This is a genomic window from Streptomyces sp. V4I23 (assembly GCF_030817975.1).
Lineage (GTDB): Bacteria > Actinomycetota > Actinomycetes > Streptomycetales > Streptomycetaceae > Streptomyces.
In genome coordinates this window covers 3,522,047-3,542,867 of the sequence record NZ_JAUSZW010000004.1, presented here as the reverse complement: position 1 = coordinate 3,542,867, position 20,821 = coordinate 3,522,047, and the positions used below count along the sequence as shown (strand labels likewise).

20 protein-coding genes are annotated in these 20,821 nt (G+C 71.5%); 11 read left to right on the top strand and 9 right to left on the bottom strand.

Translation table 11 applies throughout. The features are described from left to right. Nucleotides 1-121 precede the first annotated feature (121 nt). The 5 genes from QFZ82_RS18255 (at nt 122) to folE (ending at nt 6,039) form a co-directional block, all read left to right on the top strand. Entirely contained in the window at nt 122-1,276 is a 1,155-nt protein-coding gene (locus QFZ82_RS18255) for a zinc-dependent metalloprotease (RefSeq protein WP_307714186.1), read from the top strand. A 211-nt stretch (nt 1,277-1,487) separates the two neighbouring features. Beyond that, complete coding sequence (gene tilS, locus QFZ82_RS18250; protein ID WP_307714185.1) at nt 1,488-2,522, top strand: tRNA lysidine(34) synthetase TilS; 1,035 nt, start codon at nt 1,488-1,490, stop codon at nt 2,520-2,522. A 40-nt stretch (nt 2,523-2,562) separates the two neighbouring features. Then, nucleotides 2,563-3,102 (top strand): hypoxanthine phosphoribosyltransferase, encoded by a 540-nt coding sequence (gene hpt / locus QFZ82_RS18245; protein ID WP_177149689.1) that lies wholly within the window; start codon nt 2,563-2,565, stop codon nt 3,100-3,102. A 187-nt stretch (nt 3,103-3,289) separates the two neighbouring features. After that, nucleotides 3,290-5,323 carry an ATP-dependent zinc metalloprotease FtsH gene (gene ftsH, locus QFZ82_RS18240; protein WP_307714184.1) on the top strand — a complete coding sequence of 678 codons (2,034 nt, stop codon included), beginning with the start codon at nt 3,290-3,292 and terminating at the stop codon, nt 5,321-5,323. A gap of 110 nt (nt 5,324-5,433) precedes the next feature. Beyond that, on the top strand, nt 5,434-6,039 hold the full coding sequence (gene folE, locus QFZ82_RS18235) for a GTP cyclohydrolase I FolE (protein ID WP_307714183.1): 606 nt from the start codon (nt 5,434-5,436) through the stop codon (nt 6,037-6,039). 25 nt (nt 6,040-6,064) lie between these two features. On the opposite strand, the gene QFZ82_RS18230 is transcribed toward folE, so the two are convergent. The 6 genes from QFZ82_RS18230 to QFZ82_RS18205 all read right to left on the bottom strand — a co-directional run bounded on the left by QFZ82_RS18230 (nt 6,065) and on the right by QFZ82_RS18205 (nt 11,125). Beyond that, on the bottom strand, nt 6,065-6,553 hold the full coding sequence (locus QFZ82_RS18230) for a DUF3180 domain-containing protein (RefSeq protein ID WP_177149688.1): 489 nt from the start codon (nt 6,551-6,553) through the stop codon (nt 6,065-6,067). Between the two features lie 104 nt (nt 6,554-6,657). After that, nucleotides 6,658-7,308: a 2-amino-4-hydroxy-6-hydroxymethyldihydropteridine diphosphokinase gene (folK, locus tag QFZ82_RS18225; RefSeq protein WP_307714182.1), complete on the bottom strand. Its 651-nt coding sequence runs from the start codon at nt 7,306-7,308 to the stop codon at nt 6,658-6,660. Further along, the gene (gene folB, locus QFZ82_RS18220) at nt 7,305-7,664 is read right to left on the bottom strand and encodes a dihydroneopterin aldolase (RefSeq protein WP_177149541.1); all 360 of its coding nucleotides are present in this window, start codon (nt 7,662-7,664) and stop codon (nt 7,305-7,307) included. The genes folK and folB overlap by 4 nt, the downstream gene beginning before the upstream one ends. Nucleotides 7,665-7,860: 196 nt before the next feature. Continuing rightward, nucleotides 7,861-8,307 (bottom strand): nuclear transport factor 2 family protein, encoded by a 447-nt coding sequence (locus tag QFZ82_RS18215; RefSeq protein WP_307714181.1) that lies wholly within the window; start codon nt 8,305-8,307, stop codon nt 7,861-7,863. Continuing rightward, nucleotides 8,304-9,161 (bottom strand): dihydropteroate synthase, encoded by an 858-nt coding sequence (gene folP / locus QFZ82_RS18210; protein WP_307714180.1) that lies wholly within the window; start codon nt 9,159-9,161, stop codon nt 8,304-8,306. Before folP ends, QFZ82_RS18215 begins: the two co-directional genes overlap by 4 nt. 107 nt (nt 9,162-9,268) lie before the next feature. After that, nucleotides 9,269-11,125, bottom strand: coding sequence for a phosphatidylglycerol lysyltransferase domain-containing protein (locus QFZ82_RS18205; protein WP_307714179.1), 1,857 nt, complete (start codon nt 11,123-11,125; stop codon nt 9,269-9,271). Between the two features lie 187 nt (nt 11,126-11,312). Between QFZ82_RS18205 and QFZ82_RS18200 the strand changes: the two genes are divergently transcribed. Beyond that, a complete protein-coding gene (locus QFZ82_RS18200) occupies nt 11,313-12,422 on the top strand; it encodes an esterase family protein (protein ID WP_307714178.1) in 1,110 nt (369 codons plus the stop codon). Between the two features lie 33 nt (nt 12,423-12,455). Here QFZ82_RS18200 and QFZ82_RS18195 read toward each other — a convergent pair whose 3' ends face one another. Then, nucleotides 12,456-13,628: an ABC transporter ATP-binding protein gene (locus tag QFZ82_RS18195; protein ID WP_307714177.1), complete on the bottom strand. Its 1,173-nt coding sequence runs from the start codon at nt 13,626-13,628 to the stop codon at nt 12,456-12,458. Nucleotides 13,629-13,769: 141 nt separating this feature from the next. On the opposite strand from QFZ82_RS18195, the gene QFZ82_RS18190 reads away from it, so the two are divergent. The 4 genes from QFZ82_RS18190 (at nt 13,770) to QFZ82_RS18175 (ending at nt 17,281) form a co-directional block, all read left to right on the top strand. Continuing rightward, nucleotides 13,770-14,468 carry an ABC transporter permease gene (locus QFZ82_RS18190; protein WP_307714176.1) on the top strand — a complete coding sequence of 233 codons (699 nt, stop codon included), beginning with the start codon at nt 13,770-13,772 and terminating at the stop codon, nt 14,466-14,468. After that, the gene (locus QFZ82_RS18185) at nt 14,468-15,151 is read left to right on the top strand and encodes an ABC transporter permease (protein ID WP_307714175.1); all 684 of its coding nucleotides are present in this window, start codon (nt 14,468-14,470) and stop codon (nt 15,149-15,151) included. Before QFZ82_RS18190 ends, QFZ82_RS18185 begins: the two co-directional genes overlap by 1 nt. 58 nt (nt 15,152-15,209) lie before the next feature. Next, nucleotides 15,210-16,187, top strand: a complete 978-nt coding sequence (locus QFZ82_RS18180) for an ABC transporter substrate-binding protein (protein ID WP_307714174.1) — start codon at nt 15,210-15,212, stop codon at nt 16,185-16,187. 83 nt (nt 16,188-16,270) lie between these two features. Beyond that, nucleotides 16,271-17,281, top strand: a complete 1,011-nt coding sequence (locus tag QFZ82_RS18175; RefSeq protein ID WP_307714173.1) for a hypothetical protein — start codon at nt 16,271-16,273, stop codon at nt 17,279-17,281. A 53-nt stretch (nt 17,282-17,334) separates the two neighbouring features. Here the strand turns inward: QFZ82_RS18175 and QFZ82_RS18170 are convergent, their stop codons facing one another. Both QFZ82_RS18170 and QFZ82_RS18165 read right to left on the bottom strand, forming a co-directional pair. Beyond that, nucleotides 17,335-18,477: an NADH-quinone oxidoreductase subunit D gene (locus QFZ82_RS18170; RefSeq protein WP_307714172.1), complete on the bottom strand. Its 1,143-nt coding sequence runs from the start codon at nt 18,475-18,477 to the stop codon at nt 17,335-17,337. Continuing rightward, complete coding sequence (locus QFZ82_RS18165) at nt 18,474-19,499, bottom strand: SAM-dependent methyltransferase (protein WP_307717761.1); 1,026 nt, start codon at nt 19,497-19,499, stop codon at nt 18,474-18,476. The genes QFZ82_RS18170 and QFZ82_RS18165 overlap by 4 nt, the downstream gene beginning before the upstream one ends. Nucleotides 19,500-19,595: 96 nt before the next feature. Between QFZ82_RS18165 and QFZ82_RS18160 the strand changes: the two genes are divergently transcribed. Beyond that, nucleotides 19,596-20,795 carry a sensor histidine kinase gene (locus QFZ82_RS18160; protein ID WP_307714171.1) on the top strand — a complete coding sequence of 400 codons (1,200 nt, stop codon included), beginning with the start codon at nt 19,596-19,598 and terminating at the stop codon, nt 20,793-20,795. The last annotated feature ends 26 nt before the right edge of the window (nt 20,796-20,821 follow it).

Sequence of the window (20,821 nt, the reverse complement as noted above, 5' to 3'; positions counted from 1 at the left end):
CCTGCGGGCGGGCGGCCCGCGCAGGACACTTCGGGCGCCCGCACTCCGGCGCGGCCAGGGCGGGGCCGGCGGGCCACCCGACACCTGCACGTCCCGGCGGTCGAGAACGTACGGTTGTCGCATGACGAGCATCGGTGGTGCCGAGATGGTCGACTGGAACCTCGCCGCGGCGACCGCGACCCGCTTCGTGCGGCCCGGTCCCGACGTGAGCCGTGACGAGGCGCGAGCCGTCGTCGCCGAGCTGCGCCGGCACGCCAAGGCCTCCGAGGAGCACGTGCGCGGCTTCACCGCGATGATCCCCGCGGGCTCGCAGCCGCAGGACACCCCCGTCCTCGTCGTGGACCGGGCCGGCTGGATCAAGGCGAACGTCGCGGGCTTCCGCGAACTGCTGCGCCCCCTGCTGGACAAGATGCAGGAGCGCCGGTCCGGCACGCCGGGCGGTGCGGTGCTGGGCGCGGTCGGCGGCAAGGTGACCGGCGTCGAGCTCGGGATGCTGCTGTCGTTCCTCGCCTCGCGGGTCCTCGGGCAGTACGAGACCTTCGCCCCCGCCACCCGCGACCTGCCGGCCGGTGACCCGGCCGACCCGAACGGCAACGGCGGCGGCAGGCTGCTCCTCGTCGCCCCCAACATCGTCCACGTCGAGCGCGAGCTGGAGGTCGACCCGCACGACTTCCGGCTCTGGGTCTGCCTCCACGAGGAGACCCACCGCACCCAGTTCACCGGCGTGCCGTGGCTGCGCGACCATCTCGAGGGCGAGATCCAGTCATTCCTGGGCGAGACCGAGATGGACCCGATGACCGTTCTCGAACGGTTCCGGGAGGCCGCGCAGTCGCTCGTCGGGGCTCGCCCCGAGGGCGAGGACGACGAGGGCGGGCACTCCATCGTCGAACTGGTCCAGACGCCCGCCCAGCGCGAGATCCTCGGCCGGCTGACCGCCGTCATGTCCCTGCTGGAGGGTCACGCCGACTACGTGATGGACGGCGTCGGACCGGACGTGGTGCCCTCCGTGACCGAGATCCGGGAGAAGTTCCAGCAGCGCAGGGCCCGTGGCGCGAGCCGCCTCGACCTCGCGCTGCGCAAGCTGCTCGGCCTGGACGCCAAGCTGCGGCAGTACCGCGACGGCGAGCGTTTCGTGCGCTCCGTGGTGGACCAGGTCGGGATGGACGGGTTCAACCGGGTCTGGACGTCCCCCAACACGCTCCCGACCAAGGCGGAGATCGCCAAACCGGCGGACTGGGTCGCGCGGGTGCACCGCAAGGCCGAGGGCGCACCGTAGAACAGTGTCGTGAACGACGGGCCCGTGACGGCAGAAGGGCGCCCCGCCAATCACCCGTCCGAGGGACCGTGGGGCGTTGGGCAGGCGTGCAATGCTCGGGCATCGGCTCGGTTCTGTCACCATCGACGCACTCTGAGTGACTGATTTCCCGTCGCTCTCGTTCACCTCGGACCGAGACACCCCCTCCCGAACTTCACGAAGGGCACCGGACATGGGTCCCCATCCTGCGGTCGCGGCGATACGCCTGGCGGTCCGCCGCGTACTCCACGAAGTCCTCACTCAGCACGCAGAGCACACCGACACCGCCGAAGCCGCCGCCCGCGCCGCGCGAGAGCGCCCGCTCGTCCTCGTCGCCTGCTCCGGCGGCGCCGACTCCATGGCGCTCGCCTCCGCCCTCGCCTTCGAGGCCCCCAAACTCTCCGTCCGCGCCGGCGGCATCACCGTCGACCACGGCCTCCAGGACGGTTCCGCGCAGCGCGCGGCCGACGTCGTCGCCCGCCTCACCGCCATGGACCTCGACCCCGTCGAGTCCGTCGCCGTGCGCGTCGGCCGCGAGGGAGGGCCCGAGGCCGCCGCCCGCGACGCCCGCTACGCCGCGCTCGACGAGGCCGCCGAGCGCCTCGGCGCCTCGGCCGTGCTGCTCGGCCACACCCGTGACGACCAGGCGGAAACCGTTCTGCTCGGTCTCGCCCGCGGCTCGGGCATCCGCTCGCTGTCCGGTATGGCCGCCGTCTCGGGGACGGACGGCCGCTACCGCCGCCCCTTCCTCCAGATCGACCGCCAGACCGCCCGCAAGGCCTGCATGGTCCAGTCGCTGCCGGTCTGGGACGACCCGCACAACGCCGACCCGGCCTACACCCGCTCCCGGCTGCGCCACGAGGGCCTGCCCGCTCTGGAGAAGGCGCTCGGCAAAGGAGTCGTCGAAGCCCTGGCCCGTACCGCGAGCCTCTCCCGCGACGACGCCGACGCGCTCGACGGCTGGGCCGCCGACGTGGCCGCCCGGGTACGGGACGAGAGCGGCGCCCTGGAGTGCGCCAAGCTCTTCGACCTGCCCGCCGCCGTACGGCGCCGGGTGCTGCGCCGGGCCGCCATCGAGGCCGGTGCGCCGGCCGGTTCCTTGTTCGCCCGACACGTCGAAGAGGTCGACCGGCTGATCACCGGCTGGCGCGGTCAGCGGGCCATCAATCTGCCCGGCCGGGTCGAGGCGCGTCGCCAGGGTGGCAGACTGGTCATTCGGCAAGGCTGAACCGCCGAGACAGAAAGCGACGCGGGTGAACGAGAAGGACATGGGCAGCGACCTTCAGTCGGTGCTCATCACCAAGGAAGAGATCGACGCCAAGCTCGCCGAGCTTGCCGCCAAGATCGACGCGGAGTACGCGGGCAAGGACCTGCTCATCGTCGGTGTCCTCAAGGGCGCCGTGATGGTGATGGCGGACCTGGCGCGTGCGCTCGCCACCCCCGTCACGATGGACTGGATGGCCGTGTCCTCGTACGGCGCGGGCACGCAGTCGTCCGGCGTCGTCCGGATCCTGAAGGACCTGGACACCGACATCAAGGGCAAGCACGTCCTGATCGTCGAGGACATCATCGACTCGGGCCTGACCCTGTCGTGGCTGCTGACCAACCTCGGCTCGCGCGAGCCGGCCTCCCTGGAGGTCTGCACGCTGCTGAGGAAGCCGGACGCCGCGAAGGTCGCGATCGACGTGAAGTGGATCGGCTTCGACATCCCGAACGAGTTCGTCGTCGGATACGGCCTGGACTACGCGGAGAAGTACCGCAATCTCCCCTTCGTCGGCACGCTCGCGCCGCACGTCTACGGGGGCTGAGGCACCGGAAGGTCCCGGGGAACCCAGGCCGCCTTTCCGCCGTTGGAGCATGGGAAGGCGGTCTCCGGTGACAATGCTGAGGTACCGTCCGAAGAACAGTTGTCTTTTCTCATAGCAGTCTCATAGCAAGTCCCACAGCAGCATTTACCTACGGGCAGGAGGGACGGAGCGGATCCGCTCCGTATGGATGGACGTGAAGCGATACTTCCGTGGGCCGGTCATGTGGATCGTGCTGGCCGTCCTCGCCGTGGTCGTGCTGATGCAGGTCGTCGGCTCGTCCGGCGGCTACAAGACGGTTGACACCGGCGAGGTCGTCCAGGCGATCGACAAGAACCAGGTCAAGCAGGCAAAGCTGACCACCGGCGACGAGCAGATCATCAAGATCGAGCTCAAGAAGGGCCAGAAGGTCGACGGCGGCACCAAGGTGCAGGCCAGCTACATCGGCACCCAGGGCGCCGACCTGGCCGACAAGCTGCAGGAGAAGTTCGAGGCCGGTGAGATCGAGAAGGGCTACACGGTCTCGCCGTCGAAGCAGAGCCCGTTCGTCTCGGTGCTGCTCTCGCTCCTGCCCTTCGTCCTGATCGTCGTGGTCTTCCTCTTCCTGATGAACCAGATGCAGGGCGGCGGCTCCCGAGTGATGAACTTCGGGAAGTCCAAGGCCAAGCTCATCACCAAGGACACCCCCAAGACGACCTTCGCCGACGTGGCCGGGTCCGACGAGGCGGTCGAGGAGCTCCACGAGATCAAGGAGTTCCTCCAGGAGCCGGCCAAGTTCCAGGCCGTCGGCGCCAAGATCCCCAAGGGCGTGCTGCTCTACGGCCCGCCCGGCACCGGCAAGACGCTGCTCGCGCGCGCCGTCGCGGGAGAGGCGGGCGTCCCGTTCTACTCGATCTCCGGTTCTGACTTCGTCGAGATGTTCGTCGGTGTCGGCGCCTCCCGTGTCCGGGACCTGTTCGAGCAGGCCAAGGCGAACGCTCCGGCGATCGTCTTCGTCGACGAGATCGACGCCGTCGGCCGGCACCGCGGCGCGGGTCTCGGCGGCGGCCACGACGAGCGCGAGCAGACGCTGAACCAGCTGCTCGTCGAGATGGACGGCTTCGACGTGAAGGGCGGCGTCATCCTGATCGCCGCCACCAACCGGCCCGACATCCTCGACCCGGCGCTGCTGCGTCCGGGCCGCTTCGACCGGCAGATCGCCGTCGACCGTCCGGACATGCAGGGCCGGCTGGAGATCCTCAAGGTCCACCAGAAGGGCAAGCCGGTCGCCCCGGACGTCGACCTGTCCGCCGTGGCACGCCGTACGCCGGGCTTCACCGGCGCCGACCTGTCGAACGTGCTGAACGAAGCCGCGCTGCTCACCGCGCGCAGCGACAAGAAGCTCATCGACAACCACATGCTGGACGAGGCGATCGACCGCGTCGTGGCGGGCCCGCAGAAGCGGACCCGGATCATGTCCGACAAGGAGAAGAAGATCACCGCGTACCACGAGGGCGGACACGCCCTGGTCGCGGCGGCCTCACCGAACTCCGACCCGGTCCACAAGATCACGATCCTGTCCCGCGGCCGGGCCCTCGGCTACACGATGGTGCTCCCGGACGAGGACAAGTACTCCACCACGCGCAACGAGATGCTCGACCAGCTGGCGTACATGCTGGGCGGCCGCGCGGCCGAGGAGCTCGTCTTCCACGACCCGACCACGGGCGCGGCGAACGACATCGAGAAGGCCACGGCCACGGCCCGCGCGATGGTCACGCAGTACGGCATGACCGAGCGGCTCGGCGCGATCAAGTTCGGCGGCGACAACACCGAACCCTTCCTGGGCCGCGAGATGGCGCACCAGCGCGACTACTCGGAAGAGGTCGCGGCGCTCGTCGACGAAGAGGTCAAGAAGCTCATCGAGACGGCGCACAACGAGGCCTGGGAGATCCTCGTCGAGAACCGCGACGTCCTCGACAACCTGGTCCTCCAGCTGCTGGAGAAGGAGACCCTCGGCAAGGAGGAGATCGCGGAGATCTTCGCCCCGATCGTGAAGCGCCCGGCCCGCCCGGCGTGGACCGGTTCCTCCCGCCGTACGCCCTCCACCCGTCCGCCGGTGCTCTCCCCCAAGGAGCTCGCCCTGACGAACGGTGCCAACGGCAGCACGCCGACGGTGGCTGACGTGACCAAGGCGGTCCCGGCGGAGACCGTCGAGGCGGTCCCCGAGGAGCGCCCGGAGGCCTGAGCCCCGGGCTCGGCGCCGCCCCGGAATGAATGCCGCGTCCCCCAGGTTCTAGCCTGGGGGACGCGGCATTTTCGTATGCCCGCGGCCCGAGCAAGAGGAACGAGGCACAGATGACCGACCCGGTGACGCTGGAAGGCGAGCGCGCGATCGCCGAGTTCGACGAGAAGCGGGCGGAGAGCGCCGTACGCGAGCTGCTGCTGGCGGTGGGCGAGGACCCGGACCGCGAGGGGCTGCAGGAGACGCCGGCGCGGGTGGCGCGGGCGTACAAGGAGATCTTCGCCGGGCTGTGGCAGCGGCCGGAGGACGTGCTGACGACCACGTTCGATATCGGCCATGACGAGATGGTCCTCGTCAAGGACATCGAGGTCTACTCGACGTGCGAGCACCACCTGGTCCCCTTCAGGGGCGTGGCGCACGTCGGCTACATCCCCTCGACGACCGGGAAGATCACGGGCCTGTCGAAGCTGGCCCGGCTGGTGGACGTCTACGCCCGCCGCCCGCAGGTCCAGGAGCGGATGACGACCCAGATAGCCGACTCGCTGATGGAGATCCTGGAGCCGCGCGGCGTGATCGTCGTCGTCGAGTGCGAGCACATGTGCATGTCGATGCGCGGCATCCGCAAGCCCGGAGCCAAGACGATCACCTCGGCGGTGCGCGGCCAGCTGCGGGACGCGGCGACGCGCAACGAGGCGATGAGCCTGATCATGGCGCGCTGACGGCTCTCGCCGCCGGCGCCGCGGATCACACCGCCCGGGCCGCCTGGTCGGTGTCGTCGTCGCCGTCCTCGGGCAGCCTGCAGACGCGCTCCAGGAACATCGCGGCCGCGATCACGGCGATGCCCGCCACCACCGAGACTCCGGCGTAGATCGCCTGGTCCCGGCGGGCGGGCACGTCGAGCGAGCCGAGCAGGAACACGCCGGTGCCGCCGTACATCCCGCTCACCAGCGCCGCGACCAGTGCGCTCGCCTGGCCGAAGACCACGGCGCGCGCCGCCATCAGCGGTTCGACGCCCTTCGCCCCCGGGCGGCGCTCGCGCTGCGCCTTCAGGCGGGCGCGCAGCGACAGGGCCGTGGCGGCGAGGACGGCGGCGATCACCCCGAGCACGATGGGCGCGGCCAGCGGCACGCTCGGCAGGGTGCCCAGGGAGTCCCACAGACGGGCGCCGCCCCAGGAGAGGACTCCTGCCGCGGCGAAGAGTCCGGCCAGCACACCGAGCCGTAGTTGCTTCACCGCTAAGAGCCGCCCTTCAGCTGTGGTGTCGTACGGGGCGTCCCGCACGCGTCGTCCCGCACGGGACCGCGCCGCAGCGCGATCGTCCCGTACGAGCCTAACGACTACTCGGGCAGCCGCAGTTCCAGGTCGGCCCGGGGCTGCACGCCGGCGACGCCTATGCCCGCGAGCAGTTCGGCGACCGCGCCGTGGCCCGGCAGCTGGGCCTCGGGCTGGACGTCGTGCCAGGGGGCGAGCACGAAGGCGCGCTGGTGTGCGCGCGGGTGGGGGAGGGTGAGGACCGGGTCGTCGGAGACGACGTCCGCGTACGCCACGATGTCGACGTCGATCGTGCGCGGGCCCCAGCGCTCGTCGCGGACGCGGTCGAACGCCTCCTCGATGGCGTGGCCGCGCTCCAGGAGCGAGGACGGCGGCAGGGTCGTCTTGATCACGACCACCGCGTTGAAGTAGGACGGCTGGCTGCCGGGCTCGACGCCCCACGGCTCCGTCTCGTACACCGGGGAGACCGCCTTGACCCGCAGACCCGGGGTGTCCTCGAGGGCGTCGATCGCGCCCTGGAGGGTCTCCAGGCGGTTGCCCAGGTTGGAGCCGAGCGAGATCACCGCCTGTTTGGGGTTGGACAGGGTGATGTCGGCGGCGTCCACCTGATCCACCACGGAGGTGGGCACCGGCTGCACAGTGGGGTCGCCATGGACCGCGCGCCGGGCAGCGGCTGCCTGGGGGGCGGTGACCGGGTGACGGGTGGGCCTGGTCATACGCGGCTCCGGGTGATCGTGATGGTCACATCGTCGAAGGGCACCGTGATCGGGGCGTCCGGCTTGTGCACCACCACCTCGACCTCCTCGACGCCGTCGTGCTTCAGACACTGCTGGGCGATGCGCTCGGCCAGTGTCTCGATCAGGTCGACCGGCTCGCCCTCGACGACCGCGACGACCTCCTCCGCCACCACGCCGTAGTGCACGGTCTTCGCCAGGTCGTCGTCGGCCGCCGCCGGGCGGGTGTCCAGGCCGAGCACCAGGTCGACGATGAAGGTCTGGCCCTCCTCCCGCTCCCGGGGGAAGACGCCATGGTGCCCGCGGGCCTTGAGGCCGCGCAGCGCGACACGATCCACGCGAATCACTCCTGCTTTCTGTACGAGCGGGATGCGGGCTCCCGGCCACGTGCGGATGGCGCGGTACCCGGATGCGAATCTACCTGCGAGCACCGACACGACTTGCCCACGGGGCCCGGGGGAACCGCGTGGGCTTGGGGTAGCCGCGTATACCCGGGGGAGGCTGCCATGAACCTCCTGTGGGGCGCTTACCCACTTACGAGGGGCTGTCCTCGTCCTCTTCGCCCTCGGTTTCGGTCAGTACGGGGGAACCGTGATGTGACCAGATCTTCCAACCGTCGGATGTGCGGCGGAACACATTGGTGGCGACGACCAGCTGGCCGACGAGCGGCCCGAGTTCGCCCGCCTCCTCGGCGGGACCGCCGCTGAGGATGTTCTCGGTGCAGGTGACGAGCGCCGTGTCGCCGGCCACGCTCACCTTCACGTCGGTCAGGAAGAACTGGATGTACTCGGTGTTCGCCATGATCAGCGCGTACGAGCGCAGGACCTCGCCGCGTCCCGAGAGCACGGGCCACCCGGGGTGGACGCAGGAGATGTCCTCGTCCAGCCAGAGCGTGGACAGCTCCTCGAAGTCGCCCTGCTCCATCGCCTCGTAGAAGGCGGTGTTGGCCTTCTCGACCAGCTCCGTGTCGGTAGGGCTCACCGGGCGCCCTCGACGGCGCGTGCGACGCGCACGGCGTCGGCCGTGGCCCGCACCTCGTGGACCCGTACGGCCCAGGCGCCCTCGTGGGCGGCGATGGCGGAGACGGCGGCGGTGGCCGCGTCGCGTTCCCTGGCCGGCGGCGTCGCGCCCTCCTTGGCGAGCACCCGGCCGAGGAACCGCTTGCGGGAGGCGGCGACCAGGACCGGGCGGCCGAGGGCGCGCAGCTCGTCGAGATGGGCCACGAGCGCGAGGTCGTGCTCGGCCGCCTTGGCGAAGCCGAGACCGGGGTCGACGACGATGCGCTCGGGCGCGATGCCGCCCGCGACGACCGCCTCCATGCGCTCGCGCAGCTCTGCGACCACCTCGGCGACGACGTCGCCGTACACCGCGCGGCTGTTCATGTCCTCGCTGAACCCGCGCCAGTGCATGACGACGAACGGGGCGCCGGTCTCGGCGACGGCGGGGACCATGCGGGGGTCGGCGAGACCGCCGCTGACGTCGTTGACCAGGACGGCCCCGGCGGCGATCGCCTGCTCGGCGACGGAGGCGCGCATCGTGTCGACGGAGACGACCACGCCCTCGGCCGCGAGCCCGCGGACGACGGGGACGACCCGGCGCAGCTCCTCGGCCTCGTCGACGCGGGTCGCTCCGGGCCTGGTGGACTCGCCGCCGACGTCGACCAGGTCGGCGCCCTGGGCGACCAGGTCCAGGCCGCGCTTGATCGCTGCCGTGGTGTCGAACCAGCGGCCTCCGTCGGAGAAGGAGTCGGGCGTCACATTGACGACCCCCATGACCGCACAGCGATCCCACTCCGGCAGGCCGTCGGCCGTACCCCGTCCGCGCAACGTACTCATGTGGCCAGCCTAGGGCCTGCCCGGCGGATCGTGGCCGGGGCCGGTCGCGGGGGCCGGTCGCCGGGCATCCGGCCCGGCCACGATCCGCCGGGCGCACTCGGGCGCGGTCAGGCGGCGCGGATCTCGTGCTGTTCGGCGCGGCGGGTGAGGTGGGCGCAGGGGCGTGGCTCGCGTGCCGCGCGGCGGCGGGCGAACGGGCGGGGCGGCGAGAGGTTCACGAAGCCCTCCGCCTGCATCGCGGCGAAGCCGATGCGGGGCAGGTCGCGGGTGCTGCGGAAAACCACGAAACGCGGTTCCCAGCGCGGCCGGAACTTGGCGTTGAACTTGTACAGCGACTCGATCTGGAACCAGCGGGAGAGGAAGACGAGCAGCCCGCGCCACAGTCGCAGCACCGGGCCGGCGCCGATCTTCTCGCCGCGGGCGAGCGCCGAGCGGAACATGGCGAAGTTGAGGGAGACCCGCTCGATGCCGAGGGCGGGGGCGGCCTGGAGGGCGGCGACGATGAGCAGCTCGTTCATGCCGGGATCGGCGGAGCGGTCGCGGCGCATCAGCTCCAGGGACATGCCGTCGTCCCCCCAGGGAACGAAGTGGATGATCGCCTTCAGATCGCCGTACGGGGCGTGCTCATCGGCCTTGTGGGCGGTGGCGATCACGGCGTCGCCGTCGGCCGGGTCGCCTATCCGGCCGAGCGCCATCGAGAAGCCGCGCTCGGTGTCGGTGCCGCGCCAGTCGGCCGCGGCCCGGCGGATCCGTTCCAGCTCCTCGTCGGTGAGGTCACGGGCGCGCCGTACGCGGGTCTCGTAGCCGCCTCGCTCGATGCGCTTGACCATCTGGCGTACGTTCCGCATCGCACGCCCGGTCAGGGAGAAATCCGCGACGTCCACCACCGCCTCGTCCCCGAGTTCCAGCGCGTCGAGGCCGGTCTCGCGTGTCCAGACCTCGCCGCCGGTCTCCGAGCAGCCCATGACGGCGGGGGTCCAGGAGTGGGCCCTGGCCTCGTCCATGAAGCGCTCGATGGCGCCCGGCCATGCCTCGACGTCGCCGATCGGGTCGCCGCTGGCCAGCATCACGCCGGAGACGACGCGGTAGCAGACGGCGGCCTTGCCGCTGGGCGAGAAGACGACGCCCTTGTCGCGGCGGAGCGCGAAGTGGCCGAGCGAGTCGCGGCCGCCGTGCGTGGCCAGCAGGGCGCGCAGCCGGCGTTCGTCATCGGCGCCGAGGCGGGCGGCGGGGTGCTCGGGACGGAAGGCGAGATAGATCGTGGTGACGGCGGTCAGCAGGCCGAGCGAGCCGAGCGAGTAGCCCACGGTCCACGGGACGTTGCCTGTCCAGTCGACCGGGCCCTCGAAGCCGGCCAGCCCGTACATGACGTGTTCGAGGCGGTCGGTGAGGCCGGGGCTGCCGACGATCCTGCCCGGGTGGGCGCTCACGATCACCAGTCCGAGGCCGAGCGAACCGGCGCTCATCACGACGAAGTTGGCCAGTGCGCGCCACCGGCTGCGGGGGTCGGGAAGGGCGGCGAACTCGCCCCGGTGGCGCAGCAGGAGGGTGAGCAGGCCCAGGGAGAGAAGGACGCCGACGACGGAGTGGCGGTAGACGAACTGGGCGACGGCCCCGGCCGGCAGGAGGATCACCGCGGCCCGCCAGGCGCGCCGCTTGTGGCGTTTGATGCCGTGTGCCAGCAGGAGCAGCAGGACTCCGGTGCTGAGCGAGAGAGCGGCGGCGAACGGGCCGAGGGCTCCGGGCAGCACCTCGGCGAGGGTGTGCATCCTGCTGTGCCGGAACCGCGGGAAGACCCCGGCCGCGATGTCGATCAGGCCGACGAGGGTGCAGGCCGAGCCGACGAGCGCGGGTACCGCCTCGGGGCGGGGCCCGCGCAGGAGGCGGCGTACCCGGTTCATCGCCCGATGCGTCGCCCGTTTCGGAACCAATGCTGATTTGTCCCCATCTACCGTTGCAGACATCGCTTCCCGTGACTCCGCGAGAGATCGTGCGTCCGGGCCACAGGTCGGTCGGCCCCGGACGATGTGCGCTCTCTAGGACGGCACTTCCAGGAGGCGGGTTCATCCGCCGCCGGGAATTTCTCGGCGACCGGCCCCGTGCCGGGCGCGGATCACCGACGCCGGCCCGTAGCAGAAAGCACTCGCCACCATGGGTCTGACCAGCAACAAAGTCCTGGCCTTGGCCATAGCCGCAGCCGTGCTGCTGTTCGCCGCCACCGTGTGGCTGTGGCCCAGGCTGGCCCGCAGGGGGCTGCGTCCGGTGGCCGGGCGGATCGGGCTGCTGCTCGCCACGCAGCTGGCGCTCTTCGCCGCCGTCGCCCTCGCGGCCAACAACTCCTTCCTCTTCTACGGCTCCTGGGCCGACCTCTTCGGGCAGGAGCAGGAGACGGGCGTGGTCGAGGACCACGCGGCGGGCAGCAGCATCGAGGTCGTCGACAGACGAGCGCCCGACGTGCCGGGCGGATCCCGCGCGGTGACGGGCGGCCAGATCCAGAAGGTCGTCGTGTCGGGCGCGACGTCGGGGATCGACAGCCCCGCGTACGTCTACCTGCCGCCGGAGTATTTCCAGGAGAGGCACCGGAAGCGCACCTTCCCCGCGGCCGTCGTGCTCACCGGCTACCCGGGCACGGCCGAGAACCTGATCAAGGGACTCAAGTACCCCGCCACGGCACACCGGTTGGCCGGACAGGGCCGGATGCAGCCGATGATCCTGGTGATGCTGCGGCCGACCGTCGCGCCGCCGAGGGACACCGAGTGCGTGGACGTGCCGGGCGGGCCGAAGGCCGAGACGTTCTTCGCGACGGACCTGCCGAAGGCGGTCTCGGAGACCTACCGGGTGGGCACGGCCCCGCGGAACTGGGGCTTCATCGGCAACTCCACGGGCGGCTACTGCGCCCTGAAGATCGCGCTGCACCATCCCGGGCAGTTCGCGGCGGGCGCCGGCCTGTCCGCGTACTACAAGGCCGCGGAGGACCCGACCACAGGCGACCTCTTCCATGGTGACGACCGGGCGAGGAAGCGGGCCGACCTGCTGTGGAGCCTGGACCATCTGCCGCAGGGCAGGTCGTCGTTCCTGGTCACCTCGTCCCGGCAGGGCGAGGGCAACCTGAAGGGGACCCTCGCCTTCATCGAGAAGGTCAAGGCGCCCGCGCGGGTGTCGTCGATCGTGCTCGACAGCGGCGGTCACAACTTCAACACGTGGCGGCGGGAGATCCCGCCGGCCCTGGAGTGGCTGAGCGGACGGCTCAGCGCGACGTGACCCCCGCGCGACGCGCCCCGCGGCCCGCCGCCGTCAGGGCTTGTCCACGGACAGCGGCGGCGGAACCGTGCCGATCGACTCAAGGGTGACGTCCGCGCGCGCGATGTCGTGGGCGTCCGCGTCGATCGAGCGGCGCAGCGCCTCGTGCAGCCGGGCCGGTGTCAGCACCCCGAGGAAGCGGCCGGTCTCCTCCTTGTCGATCACCGCGATCCAGCCCGCGTCGTGCTGGAGCATCGTGGCGAACGCCTGCTTGAGCGAGGCGCCGACCGGCAGCCACGCCTCCATGCGACGGGCGTGCTCGCGCACCGAACCGCTGCGCCGTGCCTGTTCGGCGGAGATCCAGCCGTGCAGGTTGTCCGCCCCGTCCAGGACCACGGCCCAGCGCGAGCCGAGTTCGCGGGGGAGCGGATCGCCCAGGTGCACCACGGGAGGCTGCTCCAGATCGCCCTCCTCGATGGGGGTGACCGACAGTCGCTTGAGCCCCCGGTCGGCGCCGACGAAGTCGGCCACGTAGTCGTTGGCGGGCGCGCCCAGCACGGTGGCGGGAGCGTCGAACTGCTCGATCCTGCCCTGACCGTAGACGGCGATGCGGTCCCCGAGCCGTACGGCCTCCTCGATGTCGTGCGTGACGAACAGGACCGTCTTGCGCACCTGCGACTGGAGCCTGAGGAACTCGTTCTGCAGGTGCTCGCGCACCACGGGGTCGACCGCGCCGAAGGGCTCGTCCATCAGCAGCACGGGCGGGTCGGCGGCGAGCGCGCGGGCGACGCCGACGCGCTGGCGCTGGCCCCCGGACAGCTGCTCGGGGTAGCGGTCGCCGTGGACGGACGGGTCGAGGCCGACGAGGTCGAGCAGTTCGGCGGCGCGCGCACGGGCCTTGGCGCGGCCGGCGCCGAGCAGGTGGGGAACGGTGGCCGTGTTGTCGAGGACGGTCCGGTGCGGGAAGAGGCCCACCTGCTGGATCACGTAACCGATGCGGCGCCGCAGCGCGACGGGGTCGACGGTGGAGATGTCCTGTCCGCCCACCCAGATGCGGCCGCTGCTCGGCTCGATGAGGCGGTTGACCATCTTCATCGTGGTCGTCTTGCCGCAGCCCGAGGGACCGACCAGCGTGACCAGTTCACCCTCGGCGACCTCGAAGGAGAGGTCGTCCACGGCGGTCGTGCCGTCGGCATACCGCTTGGTGACGTTGTCGAAACGGATCATGGCTCCCCATTGTGACGGCGCATGTGTGAAAGCCATGTTGCGGCAATGTGCCGGTCCCCGGCGATTGTCAGTGGCGGGGGTTAGGGTCGAATCCGTGGACCGCCGGCATTGATCCGGCGTTCCGGGGGAGGCTGGGGAGGGATGAGTGCGGAGCGGGCCGCGAGCAGCTGCCTCGCGGCGAACGACTGGTTCTGCGCGGAGTATCTGCGCAGCCGCAGCGAGGAGCTGACGGACGCGACGGTCCAGCACGTCTGGATCACCGTGGCCTCGGTGCTGATCGGACTCGCGGTGGCGCTGCCCCTCGCGCTGCTCGTGCGCGCCCGGCCGCGGTTCGCCGGACCGGTCCTCGGCCTGACGACCCTGCTCTACACGATCCCGTCGCTCGCGATGTTCTCGCTGCTGCTGCCCTTCTTCGGGCTGTCCGCCGCACTGGTCGTGACGGGCCTCGTGCTCTACTCCCTCACCATCCTCGTACGGAACATCCTGGCCGGGCTCCGGGCGGTGCCCGCCGAGGCGCGTGAGGCCGCCCGCGGCATGGGTTACGGACCGGTCCGCCTGCTGTGGGAGGTGGAACTGCCCCTGGCGCTCCCCGCGTTGATGGCGGGCGTGCGCATCGCCACGGTGTCGACGGTCGCGCTGACCACGGTCGGCGCCCTCGTCGGCAAGGGCGGCCTGGGCAATCTCATAGACGACGGGGTGCAGACCACCTTCAAGGCGCAGGTGCTGACCGCGTCCGTGCTGTGCGTGCTGCTGGCGGCGCTCGCGGACCTGCTGCTGCTCGGAGCGCAGCGGCTGCTCACCCCCTGGACCCGCGTGCGCGCGGCGGAGGCGAGGGTCTGATGGCTGTGCCGGCCGACGCGTGGACCTGGCTCACCACGGGGGCCAACTGGTCGGGCGAGAGCGGTGCCTGGCACCGGCTCGGCGAGCATGTGTACGTCAGCGGTGTGGCGCTCGCCCTGGCCTGCGCGATCGCCCTCCCGGTGGCCCTGTGGCTGGGGCACATCGGCAAGGGCGGCGCCCTGGCGGTCAACATCTCGAACGCGGGCCGGGCGATCCCTGTCTTCGCCGTCCTCGCGCTCTTCATGCTCACGCCGCTGCGCAGCGCCGGCTACCTGCCGACGATCATCGCGCTGGTGCTGTTCGCCGTGCCCCCGCTGCTGACCAACGCGTACGTGGGGATGCGGGAGGTGGACCGGGCGGTGGTCGAGGCCGCGCGGGGGATGGGCATGTCGGGCGGCCAGCTCTTCCTCCGGGTGGAGCTGCCCCTCGCCTACCCCCTGCTGATGACCGGGCTGCGGTCGGCCGCCGTCCAGGTGGTGGCCACGGCGACGATCGCCTCGATGGTGGGCCAGGGCGGCCTGGGCCGGATCATCACCGCCGGCTTCAACACGTACAACACCGCGCAGGTCGTCGCGGGCGCGCTGCTCGCCGCCGTGCTCGCGCTCCTCGTGGAGGGGCTGCTGGTCGCCGCCGACCGGCTGCTGAACCCGCTGCGCAGGGCCGCGACGGCGTCGGCCCGCTGATACGGCGGGAGCGGAAGGACCCTTTTTCGATGTGTCGGTCGCATGGACGGAGAACCTGATGAGCAAGACCTCGCGCGTCGCGGGCGCGGTACTCGGTGTGGTGGCCCTCGTGGGTTCTCTTGCCGCGTGCGGCGGCGAAAGCCTGGAGCAGGAGAAGGACAGCGCCGCATCGGCCGGCGGATCCAGGGAGAAGGGCACGCTCGTCGTGGGCGCGGCGGCCTTCACCGAGTCCAAGGTGCTCGCCGAGCTCTACGCCCAGCTGCTGGCCGACGCGGGATACGAGACGTCGGTCACCACGGTGAAGAACCGCGAGCTGTACGAACCGTCCCTGGAGAAGGGCGAGATCGACGTCGTACCGGAATACGCGGCCACCGTCGCGGAATTCCTCAACGCGAAGGTGAACGGTCCGAAGGCGCCGGAGGAGAAGCCCGTCGCCTCCAGCGATGTCGGCGCCACCGTCGCCGCGCTCACCGAGCTCGCCGAGCCGCGCGGACTGAAGGTGCTCGACGCGGGCGAGGCCGTCGACCAGAACGCGTTCGCGGTCTCCCGGGAATTCGCCGAGAAGAACAAGCTCAAGACGCTTTCGGATCTTGGGAAGTCGAAGCTGAAGGTGAAGATCGCGGCGGGTGACGAGTGCGAGGTCCGGCCTTTCTGCGCCCCCGGTCTGAAGAAGACGTACGGAATCGACGTCGCCGGCGTGGACCCCAAGGGGGTCGGGACGCCGCAGGCCAAGCAGGCCGTCAAGGACGGTGAGGACCAGCTCGTCCTGACCACCACCACCGACGCCACGCTGGAAAGCTTCGGCCTCGTCCTGCTGGAGGACGACAAGAAGCTCCAGAACGCCGACAACGTCCTTCCGCTGGTCAATGCGCGGGACGCCGGGGACAAGGAGATCGCCGAAGTCCTTGGTGATCTCACCGAGGTGCTGACCACCGCGGATCTCGCCGAGTTGAACCGCGCGGTGGACGCCGAGCGCGCGAAGCCCGAGGACGCCGCGAAGGACTATCTCCTGTCGAAGGGGCTGATCGAGAAGTAGAGGCGTGCCGGCCCGGAGTTCTCGTCCAGAGATTTGCCGGGCCGACACCCCATTCCCCGCCTACGCACGGTAAATTTCGGGCCATGCCACGTGGACGCCACCGCCATTCCCCGCCCCTGCACAAACTGCTGCCGCCCTCGGCCGTGGCCGGAGCGTCGGTACTGTGCGCCGCCGGCGCGTGGCTCGTCGGGGATGCCGTCGTGCTGCGCATCCTGGTGGCGGCCGCCGCTGCCGCCGCCGTCACCGGTGCGGTCCTCATGCGCAGTTGGGACCGGAGCGCCGGCCGCCGGGTCGCGGAGCTCACGCGCGCCCGCGCCGGCGACCAGTGGAAGACCGAGGAGCGCATAGCGGAGCTCGAGGCGGACATCGAGGAGTCGCGCGAACTGCGCATCAAGCTCGATGCCAAGCTGCGTGCCAAGCGGGTCGAGCTGGCCGGGCTCCGCGGCGAACACGCCGCCCTGCTGCGGCGGTACGCGAACGCCGAGACGGAGCGGGCCAGCGCCCTGGAGGGCCGCAGGCAGCTCGCGATCGAGGCGGCCGCGCCCTCGAAGGCCCTGCCCCCGGCCGGTTCGACGCCCACCCCGGCCACGTACCTGCGGGCCGCCAAGGCGCTGGACGAGCTGTCGCGCAACGCCGCGGCCCAGGAGGCCAGGCGCACCGTCGAGGAGGCGCGCGCCCGGGATCTGGCCGAGCGGTCCCAGGAGGCGGACGAACCGCAGGGGAAGCACGTGGCGGGCGCCGGGGCCGGGCAGCACGCCCGTCCGGCGTCCGCCCTGCCCGCGCGCCGTCCCGTGCCCGCCGCGTCGGCGATCGTCCCCTACGGCGCCGAGCGTGCGCGCGCCAAGCGCCCCGAGGGCGGCTTCGACTTCTTCGGCACGGGGGCCGGCACCGGCTCCGCGCCGGCGGACCCGCAGCCCGCACAGAAGGCGATCGAGGCCGTGCAGCACGAGGACCTGGCCGACGTGGTGGGCGAAGAGGCCCTCGCGGCCGTGCGTATGAAGGACCCCCGCGCGATCGGCAAGGTCATCGACCTGACCGCCCACGACGAGACGGAGCAGCTGGACGTGGCCCACCTGCGCAACGCCGTCTCGTAGCGACGAGGAAAGACCCGATCGGAAGGCCGCCCGCGCAGGGCGGCCTTCCGCGTCTACTTGTCGATGTCGCCGACGACGAAGAACAGCGATCCGAGGATCGCCACCATGTCGGCGACGAGCGTCCCCGGCAGCAGCACGGCCAGCGCCTGGATGTTGTTGTACGACGCCGAGCGGAGCTTGAGCCGGTACGGCGTCTTCTCGCCCTTGGACACCAGGTAGTAGCCGTTGATGCCGAGCGGGTTCTCGGTCCAGGCGTAGGTGTGGCCCTCGGGCGCCTTGAGCACCTTGGGCAGGCGCTGGTTGATCGGGCCCGGCGGCAGCTCGGCGATCCGGTCGAGGCAGGCGTCCGCCAGGTCCAGCGCGTTGTGCGTCTGCTCCAGCAGCACCTCGAAGCGGGCCAGGCAGTCGCCGTCGGTGCGGGTGACGACCGTGAGGGTGTCCTGAAGCTCCCCGTACGCGAGGTACGGCTCGTCCCGGCGCAGGTCGAAGTCGACGCCCGACGCCCGGGCGATGGGTCCGCTCACCCCGTACGCGTGCACGGCCTCCGCCGACAGGACGCCCACGCCGCGGGTGCGGCCGCGGAAGATCTCGTTGCCGAGGACCAGCCGGTCGTAGACGTCCATCCGCGAACGGACGTCGGCCACCGTGTGCCGGACCCGGCCGAGCCAGCCGGCGGGCAGGTCCTCCTTGAGGCCGCCGACGCGGTTGAACATGTAGTGCATCCGGCCGCCGGAGATCTCCTCCATGACGTGCTGGAACTCCTCCCGCTCGCGGAAGGCGTGGAACACCGGGGTGATTCCGCCCAGTTCGAGCGGATACGACCCGAGGAACATCAGGTGGTTGAGGACCCGGTTGAGCTCGGCGAGCAGCGTGCGGGTCCACACCGCGCGCTCCGGCACCTCCATGCCGAGCATGCGCTCGACGGCCATCACCACGCCGAGCTCGTTGGAGAAGGCGGAGAGCCAGTCGTGGCGGTTGGCGAGCACCACGATCTGGCGGTAGTCGCGTGCCTCGAAGAGCTTCTCGGCGCCGCGGTGCATGTAGCCGACGACCGGCTCCGCGTGCCGGATGCGCTCGCCGTCCAGCACGAGGCGCAGCCGCAGCACACCGTGGGTGGAGGGATGCTGGGGACCGATGTTGAGCACCATGTCGGTGCTCTCCGCCGCTCCGCCGATGCCGACCGTGGTCTCCGTCATGCGCACCAGTCTGACAGAGGCCCGCCGGGCCGCCCCGGCTCGATCCGCCGCACCAGCCAGGCGAAGTCGCCCAGGCCGCCCCGCGCCGTCAGCTCCGCCGCCTCGCCGGTCCGCGACAGGGCGCGGACGTACGCCGCGGGGTCGGACGACGCCAGGGCCAGCGGCGGCCGCCCGGCCGTCACGCCCAGCCGGTTCAGGGCCTCGCGCTGCGTCATCAGCCGGGCCGCCGGGACCGCGGCGGCGCACGCGTCCAGCGCCACATGGGCCGTGATGTCGCAGCTGCCGTCCGGGACCGGGCGCACCTCCCGGCCGTCCCGGAAGCCCGTCAGCGTGCCGAAGGGCGGTCGGGCGCCGGCCGTGTGCGCGTAGTCGACGGCCACCGCGAGGCCCGACGCCACCCGGCCGGACGCCCGCGCCCACGCCTCGTCGCGCGGCCTGCCGATCTCCGCCCGGGACCCCGGCTCCGTCAGCGGCCACCAGCGGGCCAGCCACGCGGCGTCGTCGCCGTCGACCTCGTCGCCGAGCCGTTCCTCCCCGGTGGAGTCCACCAGCACCCGGCGCACCGTGCCCTGCTCGTCCGCCTCGGCGACGTCGACGGGGACGTTGTCCAGCCACTCGTTCGCGAACAGCAGCCCGCACACCCCGTCCGGGGGCGTGTCCGTCCACGCGATGCGCGGATCGAGCCCGGCGGGCCGCGCAGCCCGCTCCACGGCGCAGGCGCGCACCGGGTAGCCGGGGGGCAGAGCGGCCAGCACGCCGGTGAGCAGTTCGCCGCGGCCCGCGCCCATGTCCACGAGCGCGGGCTCGTCGATCCCGTACGCGTCCGCCACGTCGAGCAGCAGCCGCGCGACGGCCGAGGCGAACAGCGGGGAGGCGTGCACGGACGTACGGAAGTGCCCGGCGGGGCCTTCCGGCCGCAGGTAGAAGCCGTCCGGCCCGTAGAGCGCGGCCTCGGTCGCGGCCCGCCACCCGCGCAGGCCGGAGCCCACGGCAGGGGGCCCGGCAGAGGTCTCATACGTCACGCGCACCAGTCTCCACCTTGCGGAGTACGCCTTCGTCTACCGGATCGCCCCTCCGGTTGACTCCGGCACCTATCTCCCTTCCTTACGCTTGGTCACGTGCAGCGCCTCTACGACTTCCTCCGCAGACACCCGACGGGCGTCGACTGCTTCTGGGCCGTCGTGCTCTTCGGGTTCGCCATGATGTGGGCTGTCCAGGAACCCGTAGGCGCGGGGCCCCGGATCACGGCGGTCGGGGTCGTCCTGGTGCTGAGCGTCGTGGTCGCGCTGCGCCGCCATATGCCGGAGAAGATGCTGGTCCTCGCGGCGCTCGCGGGCGTCGCGCAGCTGGTGCTGGACGTCGAGGTCAACCCGGCCGACTTCGCGATGATGGTCATCATCTACACGGTCGCCGCGCACGACGGTCCGCGCTGGGCCTCCCGGCTCGCCCTGGTCGGCGGCCTGTCCGCCGCCACGCTGGCGCAGATCCGCTGGCCCGCGGAGGAGCAGGGCACCCTCGGCCGGATCTTCGTCACCGTGGTCATGAGCCTGCCGTTCGCCCTCGCCTGGGTCCTCGGCGACTCGATACGCACCCGGCGCGCGTACTTCGCGCAGCTCGAGGAGCGGGCGACCCGGCTCGAGAAGGAGCGCGAGGCGCAGGCGAAGGTCGCCGTCGCTGCCGAACGCGCCCGTATCGCCCGAGAGCTCCACGACGTCGTCGCCCACAACGTCTCCGTCATGGTGGTCCAGGCGGACGGCGCCGCCTACGTGCTCGACGCGGCGCCCGATCAGGCCAAGCAGGCGCTGGAGACCATTTCCTCCACCGGCAGGCAGGCGCTCGCCGAGATGCGGCGGCTGCTCGGTGTGCTGCGCACCGGGGACGGCCCGGAGAGCGGCGAATACGTGCCGCAACCGGACGTCGAGCAGATCCAGGAACTGGTCGAACAGGTCCGCACCGCCGGGCTGACCGTCGACTTCAAGATCGAGGGCACGCCGCGGCCGCTGCCGAGCGGTGTCGAGCTCACCGCGTACCGCATCGTGCAGGAAGCCCTCACCAACACCCGCAAGCACGGCGGCCCGGAGGCAGGCGCCAGCGTGCGGCTCGTCTACTTCGACGACGGGCTCGGCCTGCTCGTCGAGGACGACGGGCGCGGCTCGTCGCACGAGCTGTACGAGGACGGCGGCGCTGACGGCCGCGGCCACGGACTGATCGGCATGCGGGAGCGCGTCGGTATGGTCGGCGGCACGCTGGACGCCGGGCCGCGGCCGGGCGGCGGCTTCCGGATCAGTGCTCTGCTGCCGCTCAAGCCCGCCCACTGACCAGCCCCCTACAGCCCCCTACAGGC